The sequence below is a fragment of the Sphingomonas sp. DMC6 genome, from assembly GCF_056314225.1.
Window position 1 is genome coordinate 141,153 of sequence record NZ_JBQUYT010000002.1, and the last position, 24,674, is coordinate 165,826.

Annotated in this window: 27 protein-coding genes; 11 read left to right on the forward strand and 16 right to left on the reverse strand. The window is 65.0% G+C overall.

Annotated features, from left to right (window positions below):
- Positions 1–65: 65 nt before the first annotated feature.
- The 3 genes from ACT53M_RS04475 to ACT53M_RS04485 are packed head-to-tail and all read right to left on the reverse strand — an operon-like array spanning position 66 to position 2,723.
- Positions 66–689, reverse strand: a complete 624-nt coding sequence (locus tag ACT53M_RS04475) for a response regulator transcription factor (RefSeq protein WP_476231751.1) — start codon at positions 687–689, stop codon at positions 66–68.
- Positions 686–2,311: a PAS domain-containing sensor histidine kinase gene (locus ACT53M_RS04480; protein WP_476231753.1), complete on the reverse strand. Its 1,626-nt coding sequence runs from the start codon at positions 2,309–2,311 to the stop codon at positions 686–688. The genes ACT53M_RS04475 and ACT53M_RS04480 overlap by 4 nt, the downstream gene beginning before the upstream one ends.
- A gap of 10 nt (positions 2,312–2,321) precedes the next feature.
- Positions 2,322–2,723, reverse strand: a complete 402-nt coding sequence (locus ACT53M_RS04485; RefSeq protein WP_476231755.1) for a response regulator — start codon at positions 2,721–2,723, stop codon at positions 2,322–2,324.
- 149 nt (positions 2,724–2,872) lie between these two features.
- Here ACT53M_RS04485 and ACT53M_RS04490 point away from each other — a divergent pair, with 149 nt between their 5' ends.
- Genes ACT53M_RS04490 through ACT53M_RS04510 form a run of 5 tightly spaced genes read left to right on the forward strand, consistent with a single transcriptional unit; the run spans position 2,873 to position 6,689 of the window.
- Positions 2,873–3,985 (forward strand): S-(hydroxymethyl)glutathione dehydrogenase/class III alcohol dehydrogenase, encoded by a 1,113-nt coding sequence (locus ACT53M_RS04490; RefSeq protein WP_476231757.1) that lies wholly within the window; start codon positions 2,873–2,875, stop codon positions 3,983–3,985.
- Positions 3,986–3,999: 14 nt separating this feature from the next.
- The gene (locus ACT53M_RS04495) at positions 4,000–4,383 is read left to right on the forward strand and encodes a VOC family protein (protein ID WP_476226722.1); all 384 of its coding nucleotides are present in this window, start codon (positions 4,000–4,002) and stop codon (positions 4,381–4,383) included.
- On the forward strand, positions 4,383–5,219 hold the full coding sequence (fghA, locus tag ACT53M_RS04500) for an S-formylglutathione hydrolase (RefSeq protein ID WP_476231759.1): 837 nt from the start codon (positions 4,383–4,385) through the stop codon (positions 5,217–5,219). The genes ACT53M_RS04495 and fghA overlap by 1 nt, the downstream gene beginning before the upstream one ends.
- A gap of 46 nt (positions 5,220–5,265) precedes the next feature.
- Positions 5,266–6,177 (forward strand): TraB/GumN family protein, encoded by a 912-nt coding sequence (locus tag ACT53M_RS04505; RefSeq protein ID WP_476231762.1) that lies wholly within the window; start codon positions 5,266–5,268, stop codon positions 6,175–6,177.
- A gap of 29 nt (positions 6,178–6,206) precedes the next feature.
- Positions 6,207–6,689, forward strand: a complete 483-nt coding sequence (locus tag ACT53M_RS04510) for a DUF1440 domain-containing protein (protein ID WP_476231764.1) — start codon at positions 6,207–6,209, stop codon at positions 6,687–6,689.
- Positions 6,690–6,698: 9 nt separating this feature from the next.
- Here ACT53M_RS04510 and ACT53M_RS04515 read toward each other — a convergent pair whose 3' ends face one another.
- The 4 genes from ACT53M_RS04515 to ACT53M_RS04530 all read right to left on the reverse strand — a co-directional run bounded on the left by ACT53M_RS04515 (position 6,699) and on the right by ACT53M_RS04530 (position 10,074).
- Positions 6,699–7,463 (reverse strand): exonuclease domain-containing protein, encoded by a 765-nt coding sequence (locus ACT53M_RS04515; RefSeq protein ID WP_476231765.1) that lies wholly within the window; start codon positions 7,461–7,463, stop codon positions 6,699–6,701.
- A gap of 98 nt (positions 7,464–7,561) precedes the next feature.
- Positions 7,562–8,950, reverse strand: coding sequence for a phosphoglucomutase/phosphomannomutase PgmG (gene pgmG, locus ACT53M_RS04520; RefSeq protein ID WP_476231766.1), 1,389 nt, complete (start codon positions 8,948–8,950; stop codon positions 7,562–7,564).
- 78 nt (positions 8,951–9,028) lie between these two features.
- Positions 9,029–9,280: a J domain-containing protein gene (locus ACT53M_RS04525; RefSeq protein WP_476231767.1), complete on the reverse strand. Its 252-nt coding sequence runs from the start codon at positions 9,278–9,280 to the stop codon at positions 9,029–9,031.
- Entirely contained in the window at positions 9,280–10,074 is a 795-nt protein-coding gene (locus ACT53M_RS04530; protein WP_476226714.1) for a division plane positioning ATPase MipZ, read from the reverse strand. The genes ACT53M_RS04525 and ACT53M_RS04530 overlap by 1 nt, the downstream gene beginning before the upstream one ends.
- Before the next feature lie 80 nt (positions 10,075–10,154).
- Here ACT53M_RS04530 and panC point away from each other — a divergent pair, with 80 nt between their 5' ends.
- Both panC and ACT53M_RS04540 read left to right on the forward strand, forming a co-directional pair.
- Positions 10,155–10,988, forward strand: coding sequence for a pantoate--beta-alanine ligase (gene panC, locus ACT53M_RS04535; RefSeq protein ID WP_476231768.1), 834 nt, complete (start codon positions 10,155–10,157; stop codon positions 10,986–10,988).
- 132 nt (positions 10,989–11,120) lie between these two features.
- Positions 11,121–11,417: a hypothetical protein gene (locus tag ACT53M_RS04540; protein WP_476231769.1), complete on the forward strand. Its 297-nt coding sequence runs from the start codon at positions 11,121–11,123 to the stop codon at positions 11,415–11,417.
- Positions 11,418–11,432: 15 nt separating this feature from the next.
- Here ACT53M_RS04540 and topA read toward each other — a convergent pair whose 3' ends face one another.
- Complete coding sequence (gene topA / locus ACT53M_RS04545; RefSeq protein ID WP_476231770.1) at positions 11,433–13,973, reverse strand: type I DNA topoisomerase; 2,541 nt, start codon at positions 13,971–13,973, stop codon at positions 11,433–11,435.
- 142 nt (positions 13,974–14,115) lie between these two features.
- On the opposite strand from topA, the gene ACT53M_RS04550 reads away from it, so the two are divergent.
- Positions 14,116–14,514 carry a hypothetical protein gene (locus ACT53M_RS04550; protein WP_476231771.1) on the forward strand — a complete coding sequence of 133 codons (399 nt, stop codon included), beginning with the start codon at positions 14,116–14,118 and terminating at the stop codon, positions 14,512–14,514.
- Between the two features lie 44 nt (positions 14,515–14,558).
- On the opposite strand, the gene yghU is transcribed toward ACT53M_RS04550, so the two are convergent.
- A complete protein-coding gene (yghU, locus tag ACT53M_RS04555) occupies positions 14,559–15,464 on the reverse strand; it encodes a glutathione-dependent disulfide-bond oxidoreductase (protein ID WP_476231772.1) in 906 nt (301 codons plus the stop codon).
- Positions 15,465–15,564: 100 nt separating this feature from the next.
- Here yghU and ACT53M_RS04560 point away from each other — a divergent pair, with 100 nt between their 5' ends.
- Entirely contained in the window at positions 15,565–16,974 is a 1,410-nt protein-coding gene (locus tag ACT53M_RS04560; RefSeq protein ID WP_476231773.1) for a hypothetical protein, read from the forward strand.
- Between the two features lie 59 nt (positions 16,975–17,033).
- Here ACT53M_RS04560 and ACT53M_RS04565 read toward each other — a convergent pair whose 3' ends face one another.
- From ACT53M_RS04565 to plsY, 3 genes are all read right to left on the reverse strand, one after another.
- Entirely contained in the window at positions 17,034–17,648 is a 615-nt protein-coding gene (locus ACT53M_RS04565; protein WP_476231775.1) for an outer membrane protein, read from the reverse strand.
- Between the two features lie 135 nt (positions 17,649–17,783).
- Positions 17,784–18,872 carry a DNA-processing protein DprA gene (gene dprA / locus ACT53M_RS04570; RefSeq protein WP_476231776.1) on the reverse strand — a complete coding sequence of 363 codons (1,089 nt, stop codon included), beginning with the start codon at positions 18,870–18,872 and terminating at the stop codon, positions 17,784–17,786.
- Positions 18,865–19,434: a glycerol-3-phosphate 1-O-acyltransferase PlsY gene (plsY, locus tag ACT53M_RS04575; RefSeq protein WP_476232393.1), complete on the reverse strand. Its 570-nt coding sequence runs from the start codon at positions 19,432–19,434 to the stop codon at positions 18,865–18,867. The genes dprA and plsY overlap by 8 nt, the downstream gene beginning before the upstream one ends.
- A 159-nt stretch (positions 19,435–19,593) precedes the next feature.
- On the opposite strand from plsY, the gene murI reads away from it, so the two are divergent.
- Complete coding sequence (murI, locus tag ACT53M_RS04580; protein ID WP_476231777.1) at positions 19,594–20,391, forward strand: glutamate racemase; 798 nt, start codon at positions 19,594–19,596, stop codon at positions 20,389–20,391.
- A 1-nt stretch (position 20,392) separates the two neighbouring features.
- On the opposite strand, the gene ACT53M_RS04585 is transcribed toward murI, so the two are convergent.
- On the reverse strand, positions 20,393–20,557 hold the full coding sequence (locus ACT53M_RS04585; RefSeq protein WP_476231778.1) for a hypothetical protein: 165 nt from the start codon (positions 20,555–20,557) through the stop codon (positions 20,393–20,395).
- A gap of 310 nt (positions 20,558–20,867) precedes the next feature.
- On the opposite strand from ACT53M_RS04585, the gene hemA reads away from it, so the two are divergent.
- Positions 20,868–22,112, forward strand: coding sequence for a 5-aminolevulinate synthase (hemA, locus tag ACT53M_RS04590; RefSeq protein ID WP_476231779.1), 1,245 nt, complete (start codon positions 20,868–20,870; stop codon positions 22,110–22,112).
- On the opposite strand, the gene ACT53M_RS04595 is transcribed toward hemA, so the two are convergent.
- Genes ACT53M_RS04595 through ACT53M_RS04605 form a run of 3 tightly spaced genes read right to left on the reverse strand, consistent with a single transcriptional unit; the run spans position 22,113 to position 24,638 of the window.
- Positions 22,113–22,676, reverse strand: coding sequence for a Uma2 family endonuclease (locus ACT53M_RS04595; RefSeq protein WP_476231780.1), 564 nt, complete (start codon positions 22,674–22,676; stop codon positions 22,113–22,115).
- A 46-nt stretch (positions 22,677–22,722) separates the two neighbouring features.
- A complete protein-coding gene (locus ACT53M_RS04600; RefSeq protein WP_476231782.1) occupies positions 22,723–23,397 on the reverse strand; it encodes a class I SAM-dependent methyltransferase in 675 nt (224 codons plus the stop codon).
- Positions 23,394–24,638: a BtaA family protein gene (locus ACT53M_RS04605; protein ID WP_476231783.1), complete on the reverse strand. Its 1,245-nt coding sequence runs from the start codon at positions 24,636–24,638 to the stop codon at positions 23,394–23,396. The genes ACT53M_RS04600 and ACT53M_RS04605 overlap by 4 nt, the downstream gene beginning before the upstream one ends.
- Positions 24,639–24,674 lie beyond the last annotated feature (36 nt).

The following is a 24,674-nucleotide window of genomic DNA, read 5'->3' on the forward strand; positions in this document are numbered from 1 at the left end:
TCCCGATACGGGGGTACGCAACACCCGCCGAGACTAAAGGACTGCGCTGCCGCCGAAATCCGGTTCTATACGGAGCGGCGCCCCATGCCCGCCGCAAAGGCGATGCGCAGCGCCTCGGACAGGCTGCGCGCGCCCAGCTTCGCCATGACATTGGCACGGTGCACCTCCACCGTCCGCGCCGAGATGCCAAGATCATAGGCAATCGTCTTGTTGGGATAACCCTGCGCCAGGCCTTCCAGCACCTCGCGCTCCCGCACTGTCAGCGCGGCAATAAGCGTCGTCGCATCGGCAGCGCGCGCCTGCACGTCCTCGCTGGACTCTAGCCGGGCAAAGCCGCGGGCAAGCGCATCGAGCAGCGTCGCGCTTTCGAGCGGTTTTTCAAGAAAGTCGAGCGCCCCTTGCTTCATCGCCTTCACGGCAATCGACACGTCGCCATGGCCGGTCAGCACGATGACCGGCATATTCACGCCGCGCTCCGCCAGCGCCGCCTGAACCTCCAGCCCGTCCATTTCGGGCATGCGCACATCGAGCAAAATGCACCCCGGCTCCAGATGGCGCACTTCCTTCAGAAACGCCGCGCCCGAGGCCCAAGTCTGCACCGTAAAGCCCGATGTCTTGAGCAGGAAGCTGGCCGATCGGCGCACGCTATCCTCGTCATCGACCACATGCACCAGTCGCTTGTCGCTCACGGCGCTTCCCCTTCCTGAACCTGAACCAATGAAAAATGAAACAGCGTGCCGCCGCCAGGGCGCGGCTCCATCCAGATTCGGCCGCCATTCGCCTCGACGATGGTGCGGCAGATCGACAGGCCCAGCCCCATGCCGTCGCACTTGGTGCTGTTGAAGGCGCGGAACAGATCCTCCGCGATCTGCGGCGCCACACCCGTTCCGGTATCCGCCACCGTCATGCGCACCAGCCCCGGCGCGTCGAGCCGGCTGGACAAGGCCAGCCGGCGTTCGTCCGAGCGCTGCATCGCCTCGATCGCATTGCGGATCAGGTTGATCAGCACCTGCTGGATCTGGATCCGGTCGACCAGCACCGGACTTGCCTGCGGGTCGAGCGCGAACTCGACGGTAACGCCCTTTTCGCGCGCGCCGATCAGCGCGAGCTTGCAGGCTTCGTCGACAAGGTCGGGCAAATGTTCGACGCTTTTTTCCAGCTCGCCGCGGGCGACGAACTCGCGCAGGCGACGCACGATCGTACCGGCCCGCAGCGCCTCCCCGGCGGCATCGGCAAGCGCCTCCTGCACCATCGGCAGGTCATCGGGGTTGCCCGCTTCGAGCAGGTTGGTGACGCCGCGGATATAGTTGACTACCGCCGTGATCGGCTGGTTCAGCTCGTGCGCCAGGGTGGAGGCCATGGTGCCCATGGCGCTCACCCGCGCAGCATGGATCAGCCCGGAGCGCAGTTCCTCGATCCGCTGCTCGGCGCGCTGCTTTTCGGTCAGGTCGCGAATGAAGCCGGTAAAGACGCGCTCGCCCTCGGTGATCGCCTCGCCGACGGACAATTCCATCGGAAAGGTGCTGCCGTCGCGCCTGAGACCGAACACCGTGCGCCCTCGGCCGATGATCCGCTGTTCGCCGGTCTCCAGATAGCGACGGATATAGCCGTCATGGTGCGCGCCGTCGGCCTTGGGCATCAGCATGCTGATGTTGCGACCGGCGACTTCGGCCTCGCGATAGCCGAACAGCCGCTCGGCCGCCGCGCTGAACGACAGCATGTTGCCGCGTTCGTCAACGATCACCATGGCATCGATGACGGTGGCGAGGATCGAGCGCAGATGGTTGGCGCTGGCGGTGGCCTGACGCTCGCTGGCGCGCTGTTCGGTAATGTCGCGGATGACCGTGCCGAAGCCGCGCAGCGCACCCTCCGGGCCCAGCAACGGCGTAATGAGGATCTGCGCGAGAAACTCCGATCCGTCGCGGCGGATACGCCAGTCTTCCTGCTCCACCTTGCCGTCGGCCAGCGCGCGATCGAGATCGGCGCGCGGCTTGCCCTCCGCTATCGCCGTGGCGGGGTAGAAACAGGTCATGTCCTGCCCGGCCAGTTCGGCCTCGCGCCAGCCGAGCAGCCGCCGCGCACCCTCGTTCCAGAACGAAATGCGGCCCTGCGGATCGACCGTGTAGATCGCATAGCCGACCGCACCGTCGATCAGCAGGTTCAGTTCCGCCGCCAAAGCATCGGCTTCCTGCGCGCGGCGCTGGGCGTCGGCCTGGTTGGCGAGCAGCCGCTGGCGGAGGGCATGGATATAGCGGCCGATCGTGATCGCAACGGCAATCAGCACGCCCAGCACGACGCTGATTTGTATCACGCCCCGCGCCTCATCGCGCCAGCGCCCCCAGCAGTTCCAGCCGGCCGACCGGCTTCTTCACCACCGCCGCGAAGCCCGCTTCGCGCGCAGCATCGTCCAGTTCGTCGCGGCTGTGCGAGGCGATCAGGACCGCGCGCCCATCCCAGCCCAGCTGGCGAAACCGGCGAAGCAGATCGGCGGCATCGCCGTCGCGCAGATGCCGCGCGACGAACAGCGTGCGGATCGCACGCAGGGCGGGATCGGAAAAGGCAGCCGCCGCCGCGGAAAAGGCGCGCACCTCGAAGCCGCAGCCATGCAGCAGCAATTGCACCGCCCGCCGCGATTCGTCTTCCGAATCGACAAGCAGCACCAGCTCACGCGCCTGGGAGGCGCCAAAGCCCGGCGTCGGCATCATGGAAGGCTCACGCTTCATGCCGCGCATTTTATGCATCCGGCAGGGCCGCACGATGCGGATAGCTACGTACGGACTTAGCCGGTATCTGGGCCGGTATCGGGAACCCGCTTGCAACCGTTCCGGCTTTGCGGGATCAGGCGCGCAACCACCGTCTTGGAGAAGAGGCCATGAAGACCCGCGCCGCCGTAGCCTTCGAAGCGAAGAAGCCGCTGGAGATCGTCGAACTCGATCTGGAAGGCCCCAAGGCGGGCGAAGTGCTGGTCGAGATCATGGCCACCGGCATCTGCCACACCGATGCCTACACGCTCGACGGCCTCGATTCGGAAGGCATCTTCCCCTCGGTGCTCGGGCATGAAGGCGCCGGCATCGTCCGCGAAGTGGGCGCCGGCGTCACCAGCGTTAAGCCCGGCGATCACGTGATCCCGCTCTACACGCCGGAATGCCGCCAGTGTAAGTCGTGCCTCTCGGGCAAGACCAACCTGTGCACCGCGATCCGCGCCACCCAGGGCAAGGGGCTGATGCCGGACGGCACCACCCGGTTCAGCTACAAGGGCCAGCCGATCTTCCATTACATGGGCTGCTCGACCTTCTCGAACTTCACCGTGCTGCCCGAGATTGCGGTTGCGAAAATCCGCGAGGACGCGCCGTTCCAGACGAGCTGCTATATCGGCTGCGGCGTCACCACCGGCGTCGGCGCGGTGGTCAACACCGCCAAGGTGCAGGTGGGCGAGACGGTCGTGGTGTTCGGCCTGGGCGGCATCGGCCTCAACGTGATCCAGGGCGCCCGGCTGGCGGGTGCGGCGCAGATCATCGGCATCGACGTCAATCCGGACCGCGAGGAATGGGGCCGCAAGTTCGGCATGACCCACTTCCTCAACACCAAGGGCATGTCGCGCGAGCAGATCGTCGCCAAGGTGGTCGAGCTGACCGACGGCGGCGCCGACTACAGCTTCGACGCGACCGGCAATACCGAGGTGATGCGCACCGCGCTCGAATGCTGCCATCGCGGCTGGGGCGAATCGATCATCATCGGCGTGGCAGAGGCGGGCAAGGAAATCAGCACCCGTCCCTTCCAGCTGGTCACCGGCCGCGTCTGGAAGGGCACCGCATTCGGCGGCGCCAAAGGCCGGACCGACGTGCCGAAGATCGTCGACTGGTACATGAACGGCAAGATCGCGATCGACCCGATGATCACGCACGTCCTGACGCTGGAAGAGATCAACAAGGGCTTCGACCTGATGCATGCGGGCGAAAGCATCCGCAGCGTCGTCGTGTACTGAGGGGAGGAAAGACCATGTTCAGTCATGTGATGCTGGGCGCCAACGATCTGGAGGCATCCAAGGTTTTTTACGATGCGGCGCTCGGCGCGCTGGGGATCGCACCCGGCCGGCTCGATCCCAAGGGCCGCCTGATCTACATGCAGCCGGACGGGCTGTTCATGCTGACGAAGCCGATCAACGGCGAACCCGCCTGCTACGCCAATGGCGGCACGCTCGGTTTCCGCGCGGCGAGCACCGAGGCGGCCGATGCCTGGCACGCCGCCGGCCTCGCCCATGGCGGTACCGCGTCCGAGGACCCGCCGGGCTGGCGCGAAAACGCGTTCGGGCCGCTCTACCTCGCCTATCTGCGCGACCCGACCGGCAACAAAATCTGCGCGCTGTTCCGCGAGCGGACCTGATGGAGACGCTGTCGACCAACCGGGCGTTCGGCGGTGTGCAGGGCGTGTATCGCCATGCCTCCGCCGCCACCGGCACGCCAATGACCTTTTCGGTCTATGTGCCCCCGCACGACGAGGACGCAAAGCTGCCGGTGCTCTGGTATCTGTCGGGGCTTACCTGCACCCATGCAAATGTGACGGAGAAGGGCGAATATCGCCACGCCTGCGCCGAAGCGGGAGTGATCTTCATCGCGCCCGACACTTCGCCGCGCGGCGAAGACGTGCCCGACGACAGCGCCTATGACTTCGGGCAGGGCGCCGGTTTCTATGTCGACGCGACCGAGGCGCCCTGGGCGCAGCATTTCCGCATGCGGCGCTATATCGAGCAAGAACTGCCGGCGCTGATCGCCGAGCAGTTCCCGATGGCGGACCTCGGCCGGGAAGGCATTACCGGTCATTCGATGGGCGGCCACGGCGCGCTGACCATCGGCCTGCGCAACCCCGGCCGGTTTCGCAGCGTATCGGCCTTCGCGCCGATCGTGGCACCGTCGCAGGTGCCGTGGGGGCAGAAGGCCCTGGCCGGCTATCTGGGCGAGAACCGCGCCACGTGGCGCGCCCATGACGCCGTCGCGCTGATCGAGGATGGCGCGCGGCTTCCTGAACTGCTGGTCGATACCGGTACGGCCGATCCGTTCCTGAACGAGCAGCTCCGCCCCGAACTGCTCGAAAAAGCCTGTGCCGATGCAGGTGTTTCGCTGACCCAGCGGCTTCAGCCGGGCTATGATCATAGCTATTACTTCGTCTCAACCTTTCTGGCTGAACATGTCGCCTGGCATGCCGCCCGCCTGAAGGGCTGAGCACCCGCCCTGCGCGTTGCCGGGCCAATCGACGGGGGAATGGACGATGCTGAAGTTTCTGCTGACTGCCGCGGCGCCGCTGGCGCTGCTCTTTGCCCCCGCCGCCGGCGCCCAGACCGCCGCCCCGGCTGCACCTGCCGTCCAGATCGGCGCGGCGCATCCGGCGCTGTGGGTGGTGAAGGATGCGGACACGACCATCTATCTGTTCGGCACCGTGCATGTGCTGAAGCCCGGCATCGGCTGGTTCGACCACGCCGTGAAGACCGCGTTCGACAAGAGCGACGAACTGGTGCTGGAGCTGGTCGAGCCGGATCCGACGACGATGCAGCAGCTCATTACCCAGACCTCACTGGCGCCTGGCGCCAAGCCGATCGTCGAGCAACTGCCAGAGGCCAAGCGCAATGCCTATGTGAAGGCAATGGCCGATATCGGCGTGCCGCCAGCAGCCTTTGACAGCTTCAAACCTTGGCTGGCGGGAATCACGCTCAGCGTCGCGGGGCTGCCCAAGCTCGGCTATGATCCGAACAGCGGCGTCGAACGTACGCTCACCCATGCCGCGAAATCAGCGAACAAGCCAATCCTCGGCCTCGAAACCGCAGAACAGCAAGTTGGCTATTTCGCCGGCATGTCGAACGAGCTGCAGCTGCGCTACCTCGTTTCCGCGATCGACGACTATCCCACGCTGGGCACCGAACTGGCCAAGATGATCGACCAATGGGCCGCCGGCGACCCCGAAGCGCTGGCCGCCACGATCAATGAAGGCATGAAGGACACGCCCGAAATTGCCAAGATTTTGCTCAGCGATCGCAATGGCCGCTGGGCAAAATGGATCGAGACGCGGCTCCAAAAGCCGGGAACGGTGTTTGTGGCAGTGGGCGCCGGTCATCTCGCCGGCGCGGAGAGCGTCCAGGCATTCCTGGCGAAGGATAAGGTCAAGGTGACGCGCATCGCCTATTGATGCGCCTCACGCCGAAGATGGAGCAGTTGATGGCAGGCAATCCGCGTCCCTTTGTCGGCCTGATCGCCGGTGTCGCCGCCGGTCTGGTGGCGTCAGCGGCGATGGCCGCGTTTCAGGCGCGCGCCGGTATGCTGCTGCCGCAGCCCGAGGGTGACGCCGACCCCGCGACGGTAAAGGCCGCTGATGCGGTAAGCGAAATCGTGACTGGTGCCCCGGTGCCGGAAGACCATCGTGCCGAGGCGGGCAGCGCCGTCCATTACATCGTCGGCGGCGTGCTGGGCGGCATATATGGCGTGCTGACCGAATATCGCCCCGAAGCAAGCTCGGGCTTTGGCAGCGCCTATGGCGTCGTCACCTCCGCGCTGCTCGATGAGGCGGCATCCCCGGCCCTGGGGCTTGCCCCCGCCCCCACCGAAACGCCGATCGCCACCCATGTATATGGCGCCGCTTCGCATCTGGTGTTCGGATGGGTTCTGGAGGGGACGCGGCGCCTGCTCGCGGGCAAGCGCTGAGCGCCACGTTCAGAACAACAGCCGTTGCGTCCCCGAATCGCGGCCCACGGGGCCGCCGCCGCGGCGGCGCGCAAGTTCGGTTTCGGCAGTGAAGCGGATGTCCTCGTCGCGGTCGGTCAGGAACCCTTCGAGCGAATCGTCGTCGATTTCGCTCCATTCCTTGCCGCGATCGGGGCCGTAGCGGACGCGCGGCAACAGCCCAGGCTGCTTCGACCATTCGACCAGCTGCGCGACGCTCGATTCGTTGAGCATATCACGCAGGTGGTGGGCGGTCACATAGGCGTCAGGAAAGGCGCGATGCGCCGGAAGACCGCGTTCGTGCTCCAGCCCATGGGGGCGGCGCCAGTAGCGCAGCATCTGGTTGGAGAATCCCGGGCTGTCCGGCCATAGCCGCAGCGCGCATTTCCATGTGCAGATCCAATCGATGCCACGCGTCATCGCGGGCGTGCAGAACTGCTCCTCAAAGCTCGCCCGGTGGGCAGCGAGCGCCAGCCGGCGCGGCCACGGATCGAGGATCTGACGGGCGACGTCATGCCACCAGGGCGCGTCGGCGACATCCTCGTCGCGGATATGGTGCACGGCCATCGTCAGCGGCGGGATGGGTCGCCCGGGATTAACGAGGCGGCTGCCACCCTCGCCATGAAGTTCCCAGCGGCCATCGGCACCCAGCACGACATCCTGCCAGCCAATCTCGCAGACGGCATGGGCAGGCGGCTTGTCGCCAGTGGTTTCCAGGTCGATGACGCGAATGATCGAAGGGGGTGGCGAAGCCATGCCGGCGATGTGGGCGCTTTCGCCGCGAATTGCCAGTCGAAAGGTGGCAATCGCCCCCTCCCGCGCGGCGGGCGGGGGCGAGGACAGACGCTAGAGCCTCAATGGCCTGCCTGCGGCCCGCGAACGATGCCGCTGGCGGCGAGCTGGGCGTCGATCTGCGCCATCAGCCGGTCCAGTCCCTCGGCGCTCTTCGCCTCAGCGCGGGCGACGAGCACGTCCTGGGTGTTGGACGCACGGAGCAGCCACCAGCCATCGGCCGTATTCACGCGCGCGCCGTCGGTGCGGTTGACCTCGGCACCCTCAGCCTCCAGCCGGTCGAGCACTTCGTCGATCACCGCGAACTTGCGGCTCTCATCGACCTGGAAACGCATTTCCGGCGTGTTGACCATCGCCGGCATTTCGTCCTTCAGCTGGTTCAGCGACTTGCCGATCACGTGCAGCGCCTGGATCAGCCGGACTGCCGCATATTGCGCGTCGTCGAAGCCATAATAATCCTGGGCGAAGAAGATGTGGCCGCTCATCTCGCCGGCGAGCGGCGCATGGGTTTCCTTCATCTTGGTCTTGATGAGGCTGTGGCCGGTCTTCCACATCACCGGATTGCCGCCTAGTTCGGCGATCCGGTCATAGAGCGCCTGGCTGGCCTTCACATCGGCGATGATAGTGGCCCCCGGCTCCACCCGCAGCACAGGTTCAGCCAGAATGGAGAGAAGCTGGTCGCCCCAAACCACCCGCCCCTGTCCGTCGATCGCGCCCAGCCGGTCGCCATCACCGTCGAACGCCAGTCCGAAATCGAGATTCTTCTCGGCGACAAGTCGCTTCAGATCGGCGAGGTTCTTTTCCTCGGTAGGGTCGGGATGATGGTTGGGGAAATTACCGTCCACGTCGGTGAACAGCGTATGGTGCTCACCCGGCAGCAGCTTCACCAGCTTTTCGATGACGGGACCGGCGGCGCCGTTTCCCGCGTCCCAGCCGATCCGATAGGTGCCGCCCGCATAGCCGGCGACGAGGCGGCCGACATACAGGTCCAGAAGGTCGGCATCGGTGACGGTTTCGCTGCCATCGCCTTCGTCCCAATCGCCTTCCGCCGCCATCTTGCCCAGGGTCTGAATGTCCTGGCCAAAGAACGAGCGGTGCTGGAACACCATTTTGAAGCCATTGTAATTGCCGGGGTTATGGCTGCCGGTAATCTGGATGCCGCCATCCACCTCCAGCGTTGCCTCGGCATAATATAGCATCGGCGTCGGCCCCATGCCGACGCGCATCACGTCGCAGCCCGAGGCGGTCAGCCCTTCGACCAGCGCGGCTTCGAGCATCGGCGACGAAACCCGGCCGTCCCGGCCCACCGCAACCCGACGTCCGCCTGCGCGGCGGAGCAGCGTCGCGAAGCCGCGACCGATTGCGCGGGCGTCATCCGGCCCCAGCGTCTGCCCCACAATTCCGCGAATGTCATACTCGCGCAGCGAAGTGGGGTCGAAACGATGCGTCATCATGCCCTCCCGGAATGGAATGCGCGCCTAATCCGCGAGTGCGCCAGAAGTTGCAAGCCCAAGGATCAAAGGGGCGTTTCAGCCGAGCAGCGTGTCGCGCGCCTGGTTGATGCGGCGAGTCAGTTCCGCTGAACCGCCCTTGTCCGGGTGCACCGCCGCGACCAACCGCCGATGGGCGGCGCGAATCTCTTCCGGGCCAGCATCGGGCCCCACGCCCAGCAACGCGCGGGCTTCTTCCTCAGCCAGCGGGCGAAGCGGGCGAGGCCGGGGTTTCAGCCAATATTGCCAGACCAGCCACGCCAGCAGCGCCGCGACAAGCAGCTTGCCCATCAGGCGAAGAGCGGTGCGGGCACGTCGGGCAGGGCGAGCCCCGCCATCATCTCGCGCAGTTCCTGCCGCGCAGCGACATGGCTGAGGCCCATTTCACCGAATTCGCGCGAATCGAGCATCGTCAGCCCCTGCGGGAACAGCTCGCGATAGATCACGCGCTCGGACAGGCCGGAAATGACGCGGAAGCCGACGCGCTTGGAAAGCTGGTCGATCGCCTCCGAAACGCGCTTCATGTTGCGCGCCTCGATATGCTGCATGCGGTTACGCAGCACCACCCAGTCGATCGTCTCGCCATCCGCCTTGGCGCGGCGCTTGCGCGATTCCCATATCAGCTCCGAATAGAAGCTGGGCCGCGTGACCCGGAAGGTATCGGGATCGACCTGGCCGATCAGATCGAAATCGACGAAGCTGTCGTTCATCGGCGTGACCAGCGTATCTGCATTGGTCACCGAGATGCGCGCGAACTTGTCGTCACGGCCCGGCGTATCGATGACGAGGAAATCCGTTCCCTCGCCGAGCCGGTCGAGCGTTTCGGTGAAGAAGTCCATGCTTTCGCCGTCATGCGTCTCATAGACCGGCATCGGCAGATCGCGACCGGTGCGGCGAATCGTCGCAAGCCGATTGTCGAGATAACGGCCCATGGTCCGCTGGCGATGGTCGAGGTCGAAACAGGCGACTCGTGCCCCCTTGGCGGCCAGCGCGATTGCCGCGTGCACCGCCGTCGTCGACTTGCCGGTGCCGCCCTTTTCGTTGGCGAACACCAACACGTGCAGGCGTTTCGCGGGCTGATTCAACGCACTAATTCCTTTACTTGATCACGCCGCCTCCCCCCCATAGAAGGCCGCACTTCCGTTCATATCGAAAGTGCCCAAGCGTGCAAACCGTCCGCCAACTCGATGCCCTTCGCGAAGCGCTGACTGCGTTCCGCAGTGAAGGCGCGCGCGTGGCGCTGGTGCCCACCATGGGGGCGCTCCATGACGGGCATATGGCGCTGGTGGAGGCGGCAAAGCGCGCTGCCAACCGGGTCGTCGTGTCGATCTTCGTGAACCCCATGCAGTTCGGGCCGAATGAGGATCTCGCCAAATATCCCCGCCGCGAACAGGCCGATTCGCGCCTGCTGGCCGCCGCGGGCGTTGACCTGCTTTGGATGCCGCCGGTCGAGGTGATGTACCCGGTTGGGTTTGCCACCACCGTTTCAGTGTCGGGCGTAAGCGAAGTGCTCGATGGCGCCCACCGGCCTGGCCATTTCGACGGGGTGGCGACGGTCGTCTCGAAGCTGTTCAACCAAGTCCGGCCCGACATCGCGCTGTTCGGCGAAAAGGACTGGCAGCAGCTGCAGGTCATTCGCCGAATGGCGACCGATCTCGACATGGGGATCGAAATCGCCAGCGTGCTTACCCAGCGCGAGGATGACGGCCTCGCCCTGTCGTCGCGCAATGCCTATCTGATGCCGGAAGATCGCGCCCGCGCCGTGGCGCTTCCGCGCGCATTGGGTGCCGCAGCCAAGACCATCGGCGATGGCGGCGATGTCGAGGCCGCCCTCGCCCATGCGCGCGACACGCTGACGGCCGCCGGGTTCGACGTCGATTATGTCGTGCTCGCCGATGCGGAGACATTGGGCGCGCCACAGCCGGACCGCCCTGCCCGGCTGCTCGCCGCTGCTCGAATCGGTGCCACCCGGCTGATCGACAATATTCCGCTGGGATGAAATCCACGCGGCAAGAACGGCCGCGCCAGCCGCATCAGACACCCTGAACAATTACGGTTAACGGCGTTAACCATTTATTTGCAGCTTCCCTGCATTTTCTCCGTCATGGGAGATTAACTAGGGGTAAGCGACGTGGCCAACAGCCTGAAGAGTGCGCGATTCCTGATTGAGAGTCGGCTGCGCGATGCGGCCCGCGGCAATGCAGATGCCTGTTTCGACCTTGGCGTCGTCTATTCCAGCGGCGCCGAAGGCGTGCCCATCAATCTTGTCGAAGCGCACAAGTGGTTCAACATCGCGGCGATGACCGGCAGCGAGCCGGCGCAGGCATGCCGCGCCGAAATCGCCGAAGACATGACCGCCCGCGAAATCATCGACGCGCAAAAGGCCGCCCGCGCCTGGCTGCGCGGCCTGGACAGCCGCGCCGCCTGACGCCGGGCATTGCCGCTATTTCGCGGCAGCCTTTTTCTTCGCCGGCGCCTTTTTGGGCGCAGCCGCCTTCTTTGCCAGCGCCTTCTTCTTGGCCTTGCCCTTGGCCGGGCCTGCCGCTGCCTTGGCGTCGATCAGCTGGGCCGCTTCCTCCAGCGTGAGCTGGTCCTTGTCGATCGTCTTGGACAGCGTGGCGTTGGTCTCGCCGTCGGTGACATAGGCACCATAGCGCCCATCCATCAGCTTGATCTCGGCCTCGGTGCGCGGATGCTTGCCCAGCACCTTCAGCGGATCGCGGCTCGCCCCGCGCTGCGCGCGGCCGCCGCCTGATGCGGCCTCGGCGAGCTTCACCACCGCCGCATTCATGCCGGTTTCGAACACCTCGGCGGTCGACTGGAGCCGCGCGTACTTGCCGTCATGCGCCAGATAGGGGCCATAGCGGCCAATCGACGCGGTAATCGGCTTGCCGGTTTCCGGATGGTCGCCAATCGTACGCGGCAGCTTCAGCAGCTTCAGCGCCCAATCGAGATCGAGGTCGATGTCCTTGGGAATCGACGCACGCGGCGCTTCCTTGCCGTCACCCAGCTGGATGTAGGGCCCGAACCGGCCGACCTTGCGCTCCACCTGCAGGCCGGTGTCGGGGTCGGTCCCGAGCACCTCCGGCCCGCTATCCTCCCCGGCCTCGCCGCCGGGCTGGGCGAAGCGACGGGTATATTTGCACTCGGGATAGTTGGAGCACGCGACAAAGGCGCCGAACCGGCCGCCGCGCAAGGCGAGCTTGCCGACGCCGCAATTGGGGCACAGCCGCGGATCACTGCCGTCCGCCTTGGCGGGGAACAGGTAGGATTCGAGAAACTGGTCCAGCGCCGCGGTAATGTCCGACGGCTTCTGTTCCATCACCTCGGCCGTGCGCGGCTTGAAGTCGCGCCAGAATGCCTCCAGCACCGCCTGCCATGCGGCACGGCCGCCGGATACGTCGTCCAGTTCCTCTTCGAGGCCCGCCGTATAGTCGAACGAGACATAGCGCTCGAAAAAGCGTTCGAGGAACGCGGTCAACAGGCGACCGCTCTCCTCGGCGAAGAAGCGGTTCTTCTCGACACGCACATAGGCGCGGTCCTTGAGCACCTGAATGATCGAGGCATAGGTGGAGGGGCGACCGATGCCCAGCTCCTCCAGCCGCTTGACCAGCGATGCTTCGGAGAAGCGGGGCGGCGGCTGGGTGAAATGCTGTTCGGCGTGGACCGCCTTCTTCGCGGGCGACGCGCCTTCGGACATGCGCGGCAGGCGGCGGCTGTCCTCGTCGCCCTCGTCGTCCTTGCCCTCTTCATAGAGCGCGAGATAGCCGGGGAAGAGCACCACCTGGCCAGTGGCGCGCAGCCCATACTGGCCGGTGCCGTCCGCGAGGTCGACGGTGGTGCGTTCCATCCGCGCCGAGGCCATCTGGCTGGCCAGTGCGCGCTTCCAGATCAGATCGTACAGCCGGGCATGATCGCCCGAACCGGCGCGATCCTTGCTGAAATCGGTCGGGCGGATCGCCTCGTGCGCTTCCTGGGCGTTCTTCGCCTTGGTCTGGTACTGGCGCGGCTTGTCCGGCACGTAGCTGCCGTCATAGCGCTCCGCCACCGCCTTGCGCGCGGCCTGGATGGCCGAGGAGTCCATCTGGACGCCGTCGGTACGCATATAGGTGATCGCGCCGTCCTCGTAGAGCGCCTGCGCAATCCGCATCGTATGGCTGGCCGAGAAGCCGAGCTTGCGTGCCGCTTCCTGCTGCAGGGTCGAGGTGGTGAAGGGCGGCGGCGGGTTGCGCATCGCCGGCTTGGTCTCGACCGAGACGACCGTGAAACGGCCTTCCTCGACCGCCTTCTTCGCGGCCTCGGCGCTGCCCTGGTCGCCGATCGAGAGGCGATCGAGCTTCTCGCCCTTCCACTTGACCAGACGCGCCTGGAACAGCGTGCCGTCGGCCTCCATGTCGGCGATTACCGACCAATATTCCTGCGCGGTGAAGCCTTCGATCTCGCGCTCGCGGTCCACGATCAGCCGCAGTGCGACCGACTGGACGCGGCCGGCCGATTTGGCGCCGGGCAGCTTGCGCCACAGCACCGGCGACAGGGTGAAGCCCACGAGATAGTCGAGTGCGCGGCGGGCGCGATATGCGTCGATCAGGTCGGTATCCAGATCACGCGGATGCTCCATCGCGTGCAGGATCGCCGGCTTGGTGATCGCGTTGAACGTAACGCGCTCAACTTCCTTCGGCAGCGCCTTCTTGTTGCGCAGCACTTCCTGCACATGCCAGCTGATCGCTTCGCCTTCGCGATCCGGGTCGGTCGCGAGGATCAGGCGGTCCGCCTTCTTCGCCTCGTCGGCGATCGCCTTCAGCTGCTTCGACTTGTCAGCATAGGCCTCCCACTCCATCGAGAACCCTTCATCGGGGTTCACCGATCCGTCGCGCGCGGGCAGATCGCGGACATGGCCATAGCTGGCCAGAACCCGGTAATCCTTGCCGAGATATTTCTCGATGGTTTTCGCTTTGGCGGGCGATTCGACGATGACAAGCTGCATGAGAGTCGTGCGGTTCCTTACGCGTACGCGTGTAAGGTGGGGACTGGGGCGGAGGCCCGTCAAGCGGCGCGCTTCTACACCGTCATGGCGGAGACACAATGGGCATTAAGGTTACGCTGGCTTAACAACACGGGAGTAAGCGATGCGACATATGTTCAAGACCGCGCTCGGCGTTGCTGCGCTGCTGGTTTCCACCCAGGCTTTCGCGCAGGACAACCCCTGCGGCAGCGGCGAAATGACCCGCATGCGCCTGTCCAAGCTCAAGGCCGGCGCGACCATGGCGGACTTCCGTGCTGCCGTTGCCGCGCATATCAACTGGTACCAGACCCATGGCTTCAAGATCGACCAGCGCGTGGCGCCGGTGCTGGTCGCAGGTCCGGACGGCAAGCTGGTCGAATCGGCCCAAGAAGTGATGACCTTCGCAACCGGCGACTATGTTCCGCGGGACAAGCAGGATGCCGCATGGGCAGCCTATGTCGCCAAATATCGCGCGGTTTCCGATCTGGAGCTCGAAAAGGGCGTCTGCATGCCCGCCAAGTGAGGTAGCGCCGCTCCCCCGGCAGAGGACCGGGGGAGCGGCGTGAATCAAGCCGGCTCGGCGGCGCGGATGCGCTCCAGCACCACGTCGATGTCCTTTGCGTCATGCCGCTCGGGAACGCGCCGGTCCTCCGGGCCCATGCCGCGATTGACCAGCCGGCCGCGCCGCACCGGCTCGCGATCAGCGATCTCAGCGGCCCAGCGCTGGACGTTCGGATATTCTGCTGCGTTCAGGAACACATCAGCGCCGGCATAGGTCTCCCCCCGCACTACTGCGCCATACCAGGGGAAGATCGCCATGTCGGCAATCGTATAATCCTCGCCTACCATGTGGCGGTTGCTGGCCAGATGCGTGTCCAGCACATGAAGCTGGCGCTTCGCCTCCATTGCATAGCGGTCGATCGCATACTGAATCTTGATCGGCGCGTAGGCGAAGAAATGGCCGAAGCCGCCGCCCAGAAACGGTGCCGAGCCCATCTGCCACATCAGCCAGCTGAGCGTCTGCGCGCGCTTCGCCGTGTCCGTCGGCAGGAAGGCGCCGAACTTTTCGGCAAGGTAGAGCATCATCGCGCCGCTTTCGAAGATGGGCAGCGCGGGTGTGACCGAGTGGTCGACCATCGCCGGGATTTTCGAATTGGGATTGATCGCGACGAAGCCGCTGCCGAACTGGTCACCCTGGCCGATATTGATCAGCCACGCATCATATTCGGCGGCCGTATGGCCGGCGGCGAGCAGTTCCTCCAGCAGGATCGTCACCTTCTGCCCATTGGGCGTGCCCAGCGAGTAGAGCTGGATCGGGTGGCTACCGACCGGCAGTTCCTTCTCATGCGTAGCGCCCGAGACCGGCCGGTTGATATTGGCGAACTGGCCGCCATTGCCGGGTGCCCATTCCCAGACCGTGGGGGGCACATAACCGGCAGGCAAGTTGTTCGCGGGATCGGGTGCGTCGGCCATCTTCAAGATCCTTACGGTTGGGTGCGGCAGCGATGTAGGATGTCAGGCGGCGCTTGCCAGTGCCTTGCCGTTCCAAGGCGCAGACGGCAAACCGATACCGATGATGCCCGCAGACCATAGCCCGGCCGCCTCGTCGTTCCACTATCGCCGCCCGCTGCTATTGGGTGCCGGCGCGCTCGGCGTGCTGTTGTTTTGTGCAGCGATGGCATTGCTGGTGACACCGGCGGCACAACCGCTCAATTTCACCTTCAACGACATGCTGGCACACCTGCTGGTTGGCCGGTTCGACATCGACCCGGCGGTAGTCGAGCGCGAAGGCTTTACGATCGGCGGCAGGACCTATGCCTATTGGGGCGTGCTGCCGGCACTGCTTCGCTTGCCGATGCTGGTATTTCCCGGCTGGCAGAGGCTGGATTTCACGCTGCCCTATTCGATCGTTGCGATCCTGATGATGGTCCGAACCAAGCTTTGGACGCTGCAGCGAATACTTGACGCCTTTCCGGCGATCCCCGCATGGCTGGGACGCGCCTGCAGGATCGTACTGCTATTGTCCGGTGCACAGGTGTGCTTCCTGCGATTCAGCCTGTATCAGGAGGTATGTCTGTGGGCGGCCTTGTGCGGTGCCCTGTTCGTGGCAGCAGCCATTTCCGCTGCTCTGCGCGGACTGGGACGGATCGAGCTGCTGGTGATGGCGGCCGCGGCCGGAGCAGCGTTGCTGACCCGCGTGTCCACCGGAATCGGGCTGATCGCAGCGCTGGTTGCATTGCTCGCCGTCGAACTTTTCCGCCAGCGCCGCAATCTGCGCGCATTCGCGGCGCTGACGGCGGCACCGCTGCTGCTGCTAGCCCTGCTCGGACTTGCGACCGCGGGCGTAAATTATGCCCGCTGGGGCAACCCTCTGACATTCGCCGACTATCAGCATTACAACTACAATATCGACTATCCCGACCGGTTGGCACGGACCGCGCAGTACGGGCTGTTCAACCTTCAACGGATCCCGTTCGGCCTCGTCTATTATCTGTTTCCGGTCTGGGTGCTGCACGCTGCCGACGGCACGCTGCTGCTCGCTTCCACGCGCGAGCGGCTGATCGATTCGGCCGAACTGCCGCCCAGCAGCTTCCTGCTGACCGATCCGCTGCTGTTGCTGCTGGGGGCAGTCGCGCTGCTCGCATGGTGGCGAAACGCCGGGCGAGGTCGTGCGCAGTCGATCGCACTTGCTGTAGGCTTGTCGATCCCTGCGCTGCTGATGCTGACGGCGATCAGCATGTGCTTCCGTTACCGGCTAGACTTCTACCCGTTGATCGAATTTCTCGCCTTTTCGGGCCTGATCGCAATCGGACAAGGCAGCCCTTCACCCGGGCCCCGCACGGTATGGGGATTCGCGGCGCTTTCGATCCTCGGGTCGCTTGCTGTGGGCACCCTATACGCGCTTTCCAAGCTGGGACCGGGACAGCTGCTGATTCAGGACGGAATCCTCGCCTATTTCAGCGACACGCTGAGGCTTCGCTGACCCCATGGCAAAGGGGCGGGCGCAGCATCGCCGCGCCCGCTCCTCTGTCCCGCAACAGCTTATTTGAAGCGGATGCCCACGCCCGCCATCACACGCTGACGCGAGGTGTGATCGTTATACTGCGAATAGACATACTGGATGTTCGTGTAGATCGGCATCCGGGTCTGTTCGCCGGTCAGCGAATATTCGACGCCGCCACCGACCTGATAGCCATCGGTATTGAAATGGTCATAGTAGCCGCCGGTCGGCACGCTGAGACGCTTGCGCTGCTCGTTGGTGACATAGCCACCCTTGGCGAAGACGAGCAGTTGCGGGCTTACCAGCACGCCGGCGCGCACGGCCGCGCCCCATTCCTCGAACGACTTGTGACAAACGCTGCCGCCGCTGACGGCCGAGCAATTTTCGGTCCAGTCATTGGCACGCCAGAAGCTGCCTTCGGCGCCCACGACCACGCGGCTGCCGATCTGCCCGTCGAAACCAACGGTGCCGCCATAGCCGAACTTGTCGTTGTGAACGCCCTGCGACTGGAACCGGTCCCCGCCTGCATTGGCTTCGAGCCGAATACCGCGGAAGCTGGTGCCGTTCGACGAAGTGGCGGAGGCATCGTCCTGCGCATAGGCGGCCTGGGCCGACATGCCGAGCGCGGCGATTGCAACGAAAAACACTTTACGCATACTCAAATCCCTTGGTTGGAGCGTCGTGGCCCGTCCCCAACCCCGCCAGCACGCGAAGGTTTCGCCCACCGCTACAAAGTGTCGCAGTGCAGCATTTATGCAACAGCATGCAGATGCCTGCAGATAGGGCGCCGTTCAGCCGGCGTATCGGAGGGAAACCCGCGCCCCCGCATGACGCTCGAGCTGACCGGCAAGTTCCAGTTCGAGCAACACGGTCTGCACCACTGCGGGAGAAAGCTGGGCCTGGCGGATCAGTTCGTCGACGGCGACCGGCACCGGCCCCAGCAGCGCACGAACCCGCTCGCGTTCCGGATCGGTGGCGTCTTCGGGGGGCGGGCCGTGGAAGGGTCGGGACGGCGAACGCACCGCGCGCGGATCGAGCGGCGAAATCGCCTCCCATATATCATCCGCCGATTGCACCAGGGTCGCCCCTTCGCGGATCAGCAGATTGCATCCCTGCGCACGGGGATCGAGCGGAGAACCAGGAACCGCCATCACCTCACGCCCCGCCTCAGCTGCGATCCGCGCAGTGATGAGGCTGCCCGATCGAGGCGCAGCTTCAACGACTACGGTCCCCAGCGCGAGCCCGGCGATGATGCGGTTGCGGGCCGGGAAGAAGCGCGCGAGCGGCTCGGTGCCCGGGGGCTGCTCAGCCAGCAGCAGGCCGCGCTCCGCCACCTGTTCCTGCAGCGCCGCGTTCTCCGGCGGGAAGGCGATGTCGATGCCGCTGGCGATAACCCCCACCGTTCCGCCCGCCAGCGACCCCATATGCGCAGCCGTGTCGATACCGCGGGCCAGACCGGAGACGACGGTCACCTCCCGGTCGGACAATTGCTGCGCCAGCTGGCGTGCAAAACGGCAGGCTGCGGCGGATGCGTTGCGCGCACCCACCATCGCTACGCAAGGGCGCCGCAGTAGCGAATCGTCGCCGCGCAGGATGAGCGCAGGCGGTGCATTTTCGAGAGCCGCCAGCAGCGGCGGATAGCCTGCATCGTCGAGAAACAGGTAGCGCGCGCCCAACCGCTCGACGAGGGCGATCTCCCGCCGCACGAGGCCGGAATCGGCAATCACCGGCGCACGTCCGCCCCCGCGGGCCGCCAGCATCGGCAGAGCCTCCAGCGCCGCCTCCGCCGAGCCGAAGCGTGCTATCAGCTGAACATAGGTGACAGGGCCGACATTGGCGGAACGCAGCAGTCGCAGCCGCGCTTCGCGCAGGTCAGGCACCTTTCTTGCTACCGATCCGCGGCTCGCTGCCGCTCAACAGTCTATCGATATTGTCGCGGTGCTTCCAGAGCACGATGAGCGCCAAGGCCAGTAGCACGAGCACCAGATCAATCCTGCCAAAGAATGCGGCGCTTACCGGCGCGCTGATCGCCGCCGACATGCCCGCCAGCGAGGAAATGCGAAGGATCGCCAGCAGACCCAGCCAAACCGCAGCATAGACCAGGCCACATGGCCAGTGGAGCGCCACGACCACGCCCATCAGCGTCGCCACGCCCTTGCCGCCACGGAACTTCAGCCACAGCGGATAACAATGGCCGAAAAACGCGGCCGTCCCCGCCAGAACGCCGCCATCGGGGAGTAACGTCGCACCCAGCAACACCGCCGCTGCGCCCTTGCCCAGATCCAGCAGCAGCGTCGCCGCCGCCAGCCCCTTGCGGCCGGTACGCAGCACATTCGTTGCGCCGATATTGCCCGAACCGATCTGGCGCAGGTCGCCCGCGCCGGCGATGCGCGTCAGCAGCACCCCGAACGGAACCGACCCCAGAAAATAACCGAGAAGCAGGACCCCGAGGGGCGCAAGCCATGGAACGTCGCTAGGCAAAACACCCCCCTTGCACGAAGCTGCATAGCCCCGCCCCCCCGTTCTTGCAATGATCTGGATCAGCCGTTGCAGGCGGGTAATGGTTGACCCCGCATTACCACACCGCCATTGCCATCCGCGATGGCCGATAACCGCCCGATCCTGTTCTTCGATTCCGGCGTCGGCGGCCTGTCCGTCCTCGCCCCAACGGCTGCACTGCTACCGCGCGCACCACTGGTCTATGTCGCCGATTCCGCAGGCTTTCCCTACGGCATCAAGAGCGAAGGGGAAATCGCGGCACGGGTGCCGGCGCTGCTCGGTCGACTGGCCGAACGCTATGACCCGCGCCTGATCGTGATCGCGTGCAACACCGCCTCCACCATCGCGCTCCAGCATGTCCGCGCCGCACTCGACGTGCCGATCGTCGGCACCGTACCCGCAATCAAGCTGGCCGCCGCGGCGAGCCGTACCCGAGTCATCGGCGTACTTGGTACAGCTGCTACGGTTCGCCAGCCCTATGTCGACTATCTCGCTGCTCGGTTCGCCGCGGATTGTACCGTGCTGCGCTATGGATCGGCAGCGCTGGTGGAACTGGCGGAAGAAAAGCTCGCCGGTCGCGACGTAGCGCCCGAGGCAGTCGCCACGGAGTTGCAAGGCCTGCTTGCGCAGCCGGGCGGCAATGCCGTCGACGTGATCGTCAATGCCTGCACGCACTTTCCGCTGCTGGAAGACGAGCTTCGCGCAGTGGCGCCGTCAGGCATCCAATTCGTGGACGGCGGCCCGGGGATAGCGCGGCGCGTCGTCCACCTCACCGAGGGGCAGGACTGGCCCGATAACCCCAAGCCGGGCCGGGCAGTCTTTACCGCCCGTTCGGCCAAAACCGACGCCCTCGCGCCCGCGCTGACCCGTTTCGGTCTTGGCCTTATCGAGCAGCTCTAGATCAGAACGCGGCCACGCTCTGCACCGGCATCTGACGGGCAAGCGCTGAATAACGGTCTGCCATTTCCAGATGGACCAGTCGCGCCGACGAATCGCCGCAACGCGCTGCAGTCTCGCGTTCCTGCCGCTCGCGCCGCCGATAATATTCGATATCGCTCGTCTTCATACGCCGCCCTCCGTCTGCAAGCGGGAGCACGCAACGTCTCTCAGTCGCGAACTCGCTTGAGTTTACCGAGTCGCTCGCGATGGGACCGTCTATACCATAAGTCCCCCATAAATCGGGGTTCTTTGTACACCGGCGCAATCACAGTCTTCGGAATTTTCAAATTCACGCGCGTGGGCAAGCGGTGCCATTGGGGAATCTACGGCTATGTTGGATGCAACGGTCCGCCTATTCCCCCGCAGCGGAGATGCCGTCAAATTACGGGGGTTCACGTGCTGGAATTGCCATGTTTTTGGGCGTAGAGGAGTTTCCCATGCAGCGCGAAGACGCCCCCGTGCCCGTGGTCGACTATACCCGGGTCTTCACCCAGGCCATCGACCGCCTCCATGCCGAGGGGCGCTACCGGGTCTTCATCGACATTCTGCGCAACAAGGGGATGTTCCCCAATGCGCGCTGCTTCGCCGGCCATAACGGTCCGAAGCCGATCACGGTGTGGTGCTCGAACGACTATCTGGCGATGGGGCAGCACCCAAAGGTGATCGCCGCGATGGAAGAGGCACTGCACGATGTCGGCGCCGGCTCCGGCGGTACCCGCAATATCGGCGGCAACACGCATTACCATATCGACCTCGAGCGCGAGCTGGCCGATCTGCACGGCAAGGAGAACGCGCTGCTCTTCACGTCGGGCTATGTCTCGAACGAAGCAACGCTGTCGACACTCGCCAAGGTGATGCCGGGCTGCATCGTCTATTCCGACGAACTCAACCACGCCTCGATGATCGCCGGCATCCGCAATTCGGGCTGCGAGAAGCGCGTGTGGCGCCACAACGACCTCGCCCACCTGGAGGAACTGCTGGCCGCCGACGATCCCTCGCTGCCGAAGCTGATCGCGTTCGAGAGCGTCTATTCGATGGACGCCGACATCGCGCCGATCGCTGAAATCTGCGACCTGGCGGACAAGTACAACGCGCTGACCTATCTCGACGAGGTCCATGCGGTCGGCATGTACGGTGCCCGCGGCGGCGGCATTTCGGAGCGCGACGAAGTCGCGCACCGGCTGACGATCATCGAAGGCACGCTGGGCAAGGCGTTCGGCGTGATGGGCGGCTATATCGCCGCCGACCAGGTAATCATCGACGTGATCCGCAGCTATGCGCCGGGCTTCATTTTCACCACCTCGCTGTCGCCGGTGCTGGTGGCAGGCGCGCTCGCAAGCGTGCGCCACCTGAAGGGATCGAGCGCCGAACGTGACGGCCAGCAGGCCGCCGCTGCCACGCTCAAGCGGCTGATGACGGATGCCGGGCTACCAGTGCTGCCGTCGACGACGCACATCGTGCCGCTGATGGTGGGCGACCCGGTAAAGGCCAAGAAGATCAGCGACATATTACTCGCCGAATATGGCGTGTATGTGCAGCCGATCAATTACCCGACCGTACCGCGCGGCACCGAGCGGCTGCGCTTCACACCCGGCCCTGCGCATGACGAAGCAATGATGCGCGAGCTGGTAGATGCGCTGGTGGAGATATGGGGCCGGCTGGAACTGCGCCGGGCGGCTTGATCAGTCGATAGTGATCGAACCGCCGAGTCCGGGTACGTCCATCGGCTGGCCGAATGGTACGACGACAGCGTCGTCGTAGGCGCTACCGCTAGCATTCAGGATGAAACAGTGAGTGACGCGCGCCACACTGTCCACAACCCAATAGGCTGGAATACCGGCCGCGCCATATTCTTCGCGCTTCTCACCCAGATCCCGCCGCTGCGTAGTCTCGGCGATTTCAATTCCGAACAGCACGTCCTTCGGATCGAGCGCTTTTTGCGGACGGATGCCGGGCCGCACCACAGCGATATCAAAAGCCCGAACCGTGTGGTCATCAATGCGCAGGACAACATCGGCCCCTGCCATCGTCCCTGCGGCTTGCAGGTGCGGAAATAGCAGTGCGCTCAGGCGAATTACGAGTTCGCCATGCGCCCAGTCGGCCGGCATCATTTTTTCGATTTCTCCCCCGACCAGCTCTGCCCGCATATCCTCGAACGCCCCCAGTTCGAGCATGTGCAGGAAGTCTTTCGCCGTGAACGGCGACGCCCATTCCCTGGAGGATGTGACACGGACCTGCTGGTTCATACCGCAGGGGTATAACACGGCATCTGCATGGCAGGCGATAGGGGGGTCAGGCAGGGCGCCGCAGGCCAGCGCTCCACACATAGCCACGCAGCGACGCGCGGAACTCGGCGATCAGCCCCTGCTCTGCCGCAACCGCTTCGACTACCTCGCGCAGATCGGCGCGGGGATAGACGTGAAAGTCGTTGAGCGACTTGAAGTGGAAACGCTTGGCGAAGCCCGGCAGGCGCTCATACTGGCCGAAATCAACGATGTGCAGGCTGCCGCCTGGCGCCAGTGCCTTTGCCCCCAGTGCGATCGCTTCCTTCCACGGCGGAATCATCGACAGCGTGTAGCTCATGAACACGCGGTCGACCTGATCCAGCCCGAACAGCGCCTTCACGTCGAACGCACCGGCATCCCCCTGCGCCAGCGTAATCTTGTCCGAGAGGCCGTGCTTCGCCACCGATTTGCGCGCGGTGCCCAGCATCGCCTCGCTGATGTCGAAGCCGTGGAAACGGGCGTTAGGCCAATGTTTTGCGGCAACGATCAGGTTGCGGGCCGTGCCGCAGCCGACTTCCAGGACAGTGCCGCCGGGCGGCGGCGCCAGATCGCGGATCAGCCGGTCGCGGCCGAGCAGATAGAATTTGCGCGTGAAGTCGTAGAAGTGGCGATGGAGCGCATAGGTTGCGTCCATCAACCCCTTCTGGTCGGCGCCCCCGGACGCCCCTGCACCGGCGGTCATGCGTGCGGCTTCAGCGTCCAGAGATGGACTGCGCCATAGACCGAGGAGCGGTCACGGCGGTTCCAGTCGTCGAGCTTGTCCTGCGGCGCATATTCCCACTGGTTCAGCAGCGCGTCGGGAATATGCCCGCGCACCACGTCCGGCACGGCGGCGGTGCGGTAGAGCACGCGCGCGCCCGGCTTGGCGGTGCGGGTGATCTCGGTCCAGATGCGCGTAAGCTGCTCGTCCGTCATCCAGTCCTGCGCATCGAGCAGGATGAAACGATCAAGCGACTGGGCCGGCATCGATTCGAGATAGTCGGCATAGTTGGTGTGGCGGATTTCCACCCGGTCGGCACGCTCGCGCACCGCCTCGTAATTCTTGCGCTCGAGATAGGGCGGCAGCGGCGCGCCTTCATGCTCGCCATAGCCGCGGCCGAACGCCTGCCAGGCGTAGAAATTGTCCTTCAGGTCGAAGTCGCAGGCCAGCTTGCGCAGCCGGCTCTTGAGCGCGCCGGTGATGCCCGCCTGATCGTCCACCTTGAGCAGGTCGTACTGCGCCGGCGGAATGCCGAATCCGAAAAGCGCGGCCGGCTGATCGACCAGCCAGCGCAGGAACTTCTTTTCGAAAAAGGGCGCGAAGTGCGTCTCGAAAATTTCGCGCTGTTCTTCGATCGAATGGGCCTTCAGCATCTCGTTGGGATCGATGCCATAGCGGTGCGCGAGCCAATGCACGAAGCCGATCAGCCGGCCGAGCAGGCCCTGCCGATAAAAGCCGGTCTTGAACCCGTTGATCCGGCGGACGCCGTTCGGCGCGCGGCCTTCCCAATAGGCGCGCGACGTGTCGTCGAGATGCGGGCGTATATAGGTCTTGTACGCCTCGATATTTTCGGGGCGGTTGGCCAGGCCGAAGAAGCGATGGAACGCCGCATAATCGGGCAGGTGCAGCGCTGCCTGCTGCTTGAGCCGATTGAGCGCGATGTGCGCGGGGTTCAGGTCCACCGCCGTGATCTTCGCCGGGTTGGCGGTCAGATAGGAATAGACGTTGCAGCCGCCCGACGCGATCGTGACGATATGGCTGTCGGGCTGGATCTCCAGCGCCTCCATGTCGATCAGCGGGTCTTCCCAGATCTGCGCATAGACGAGGCCGCGGAACGCGAAGGTGAAGGCGCGCTCGAGAAGGCCTTCCTTGGTAAGATGCTCGTGGCGGTGCACCGCACCCCGGACAGCACCATTTTTCGGCGCCTTGGCAACACTCGACATTCCAGACAACTCCCGGCGACAGGTCGCCGGACGCAA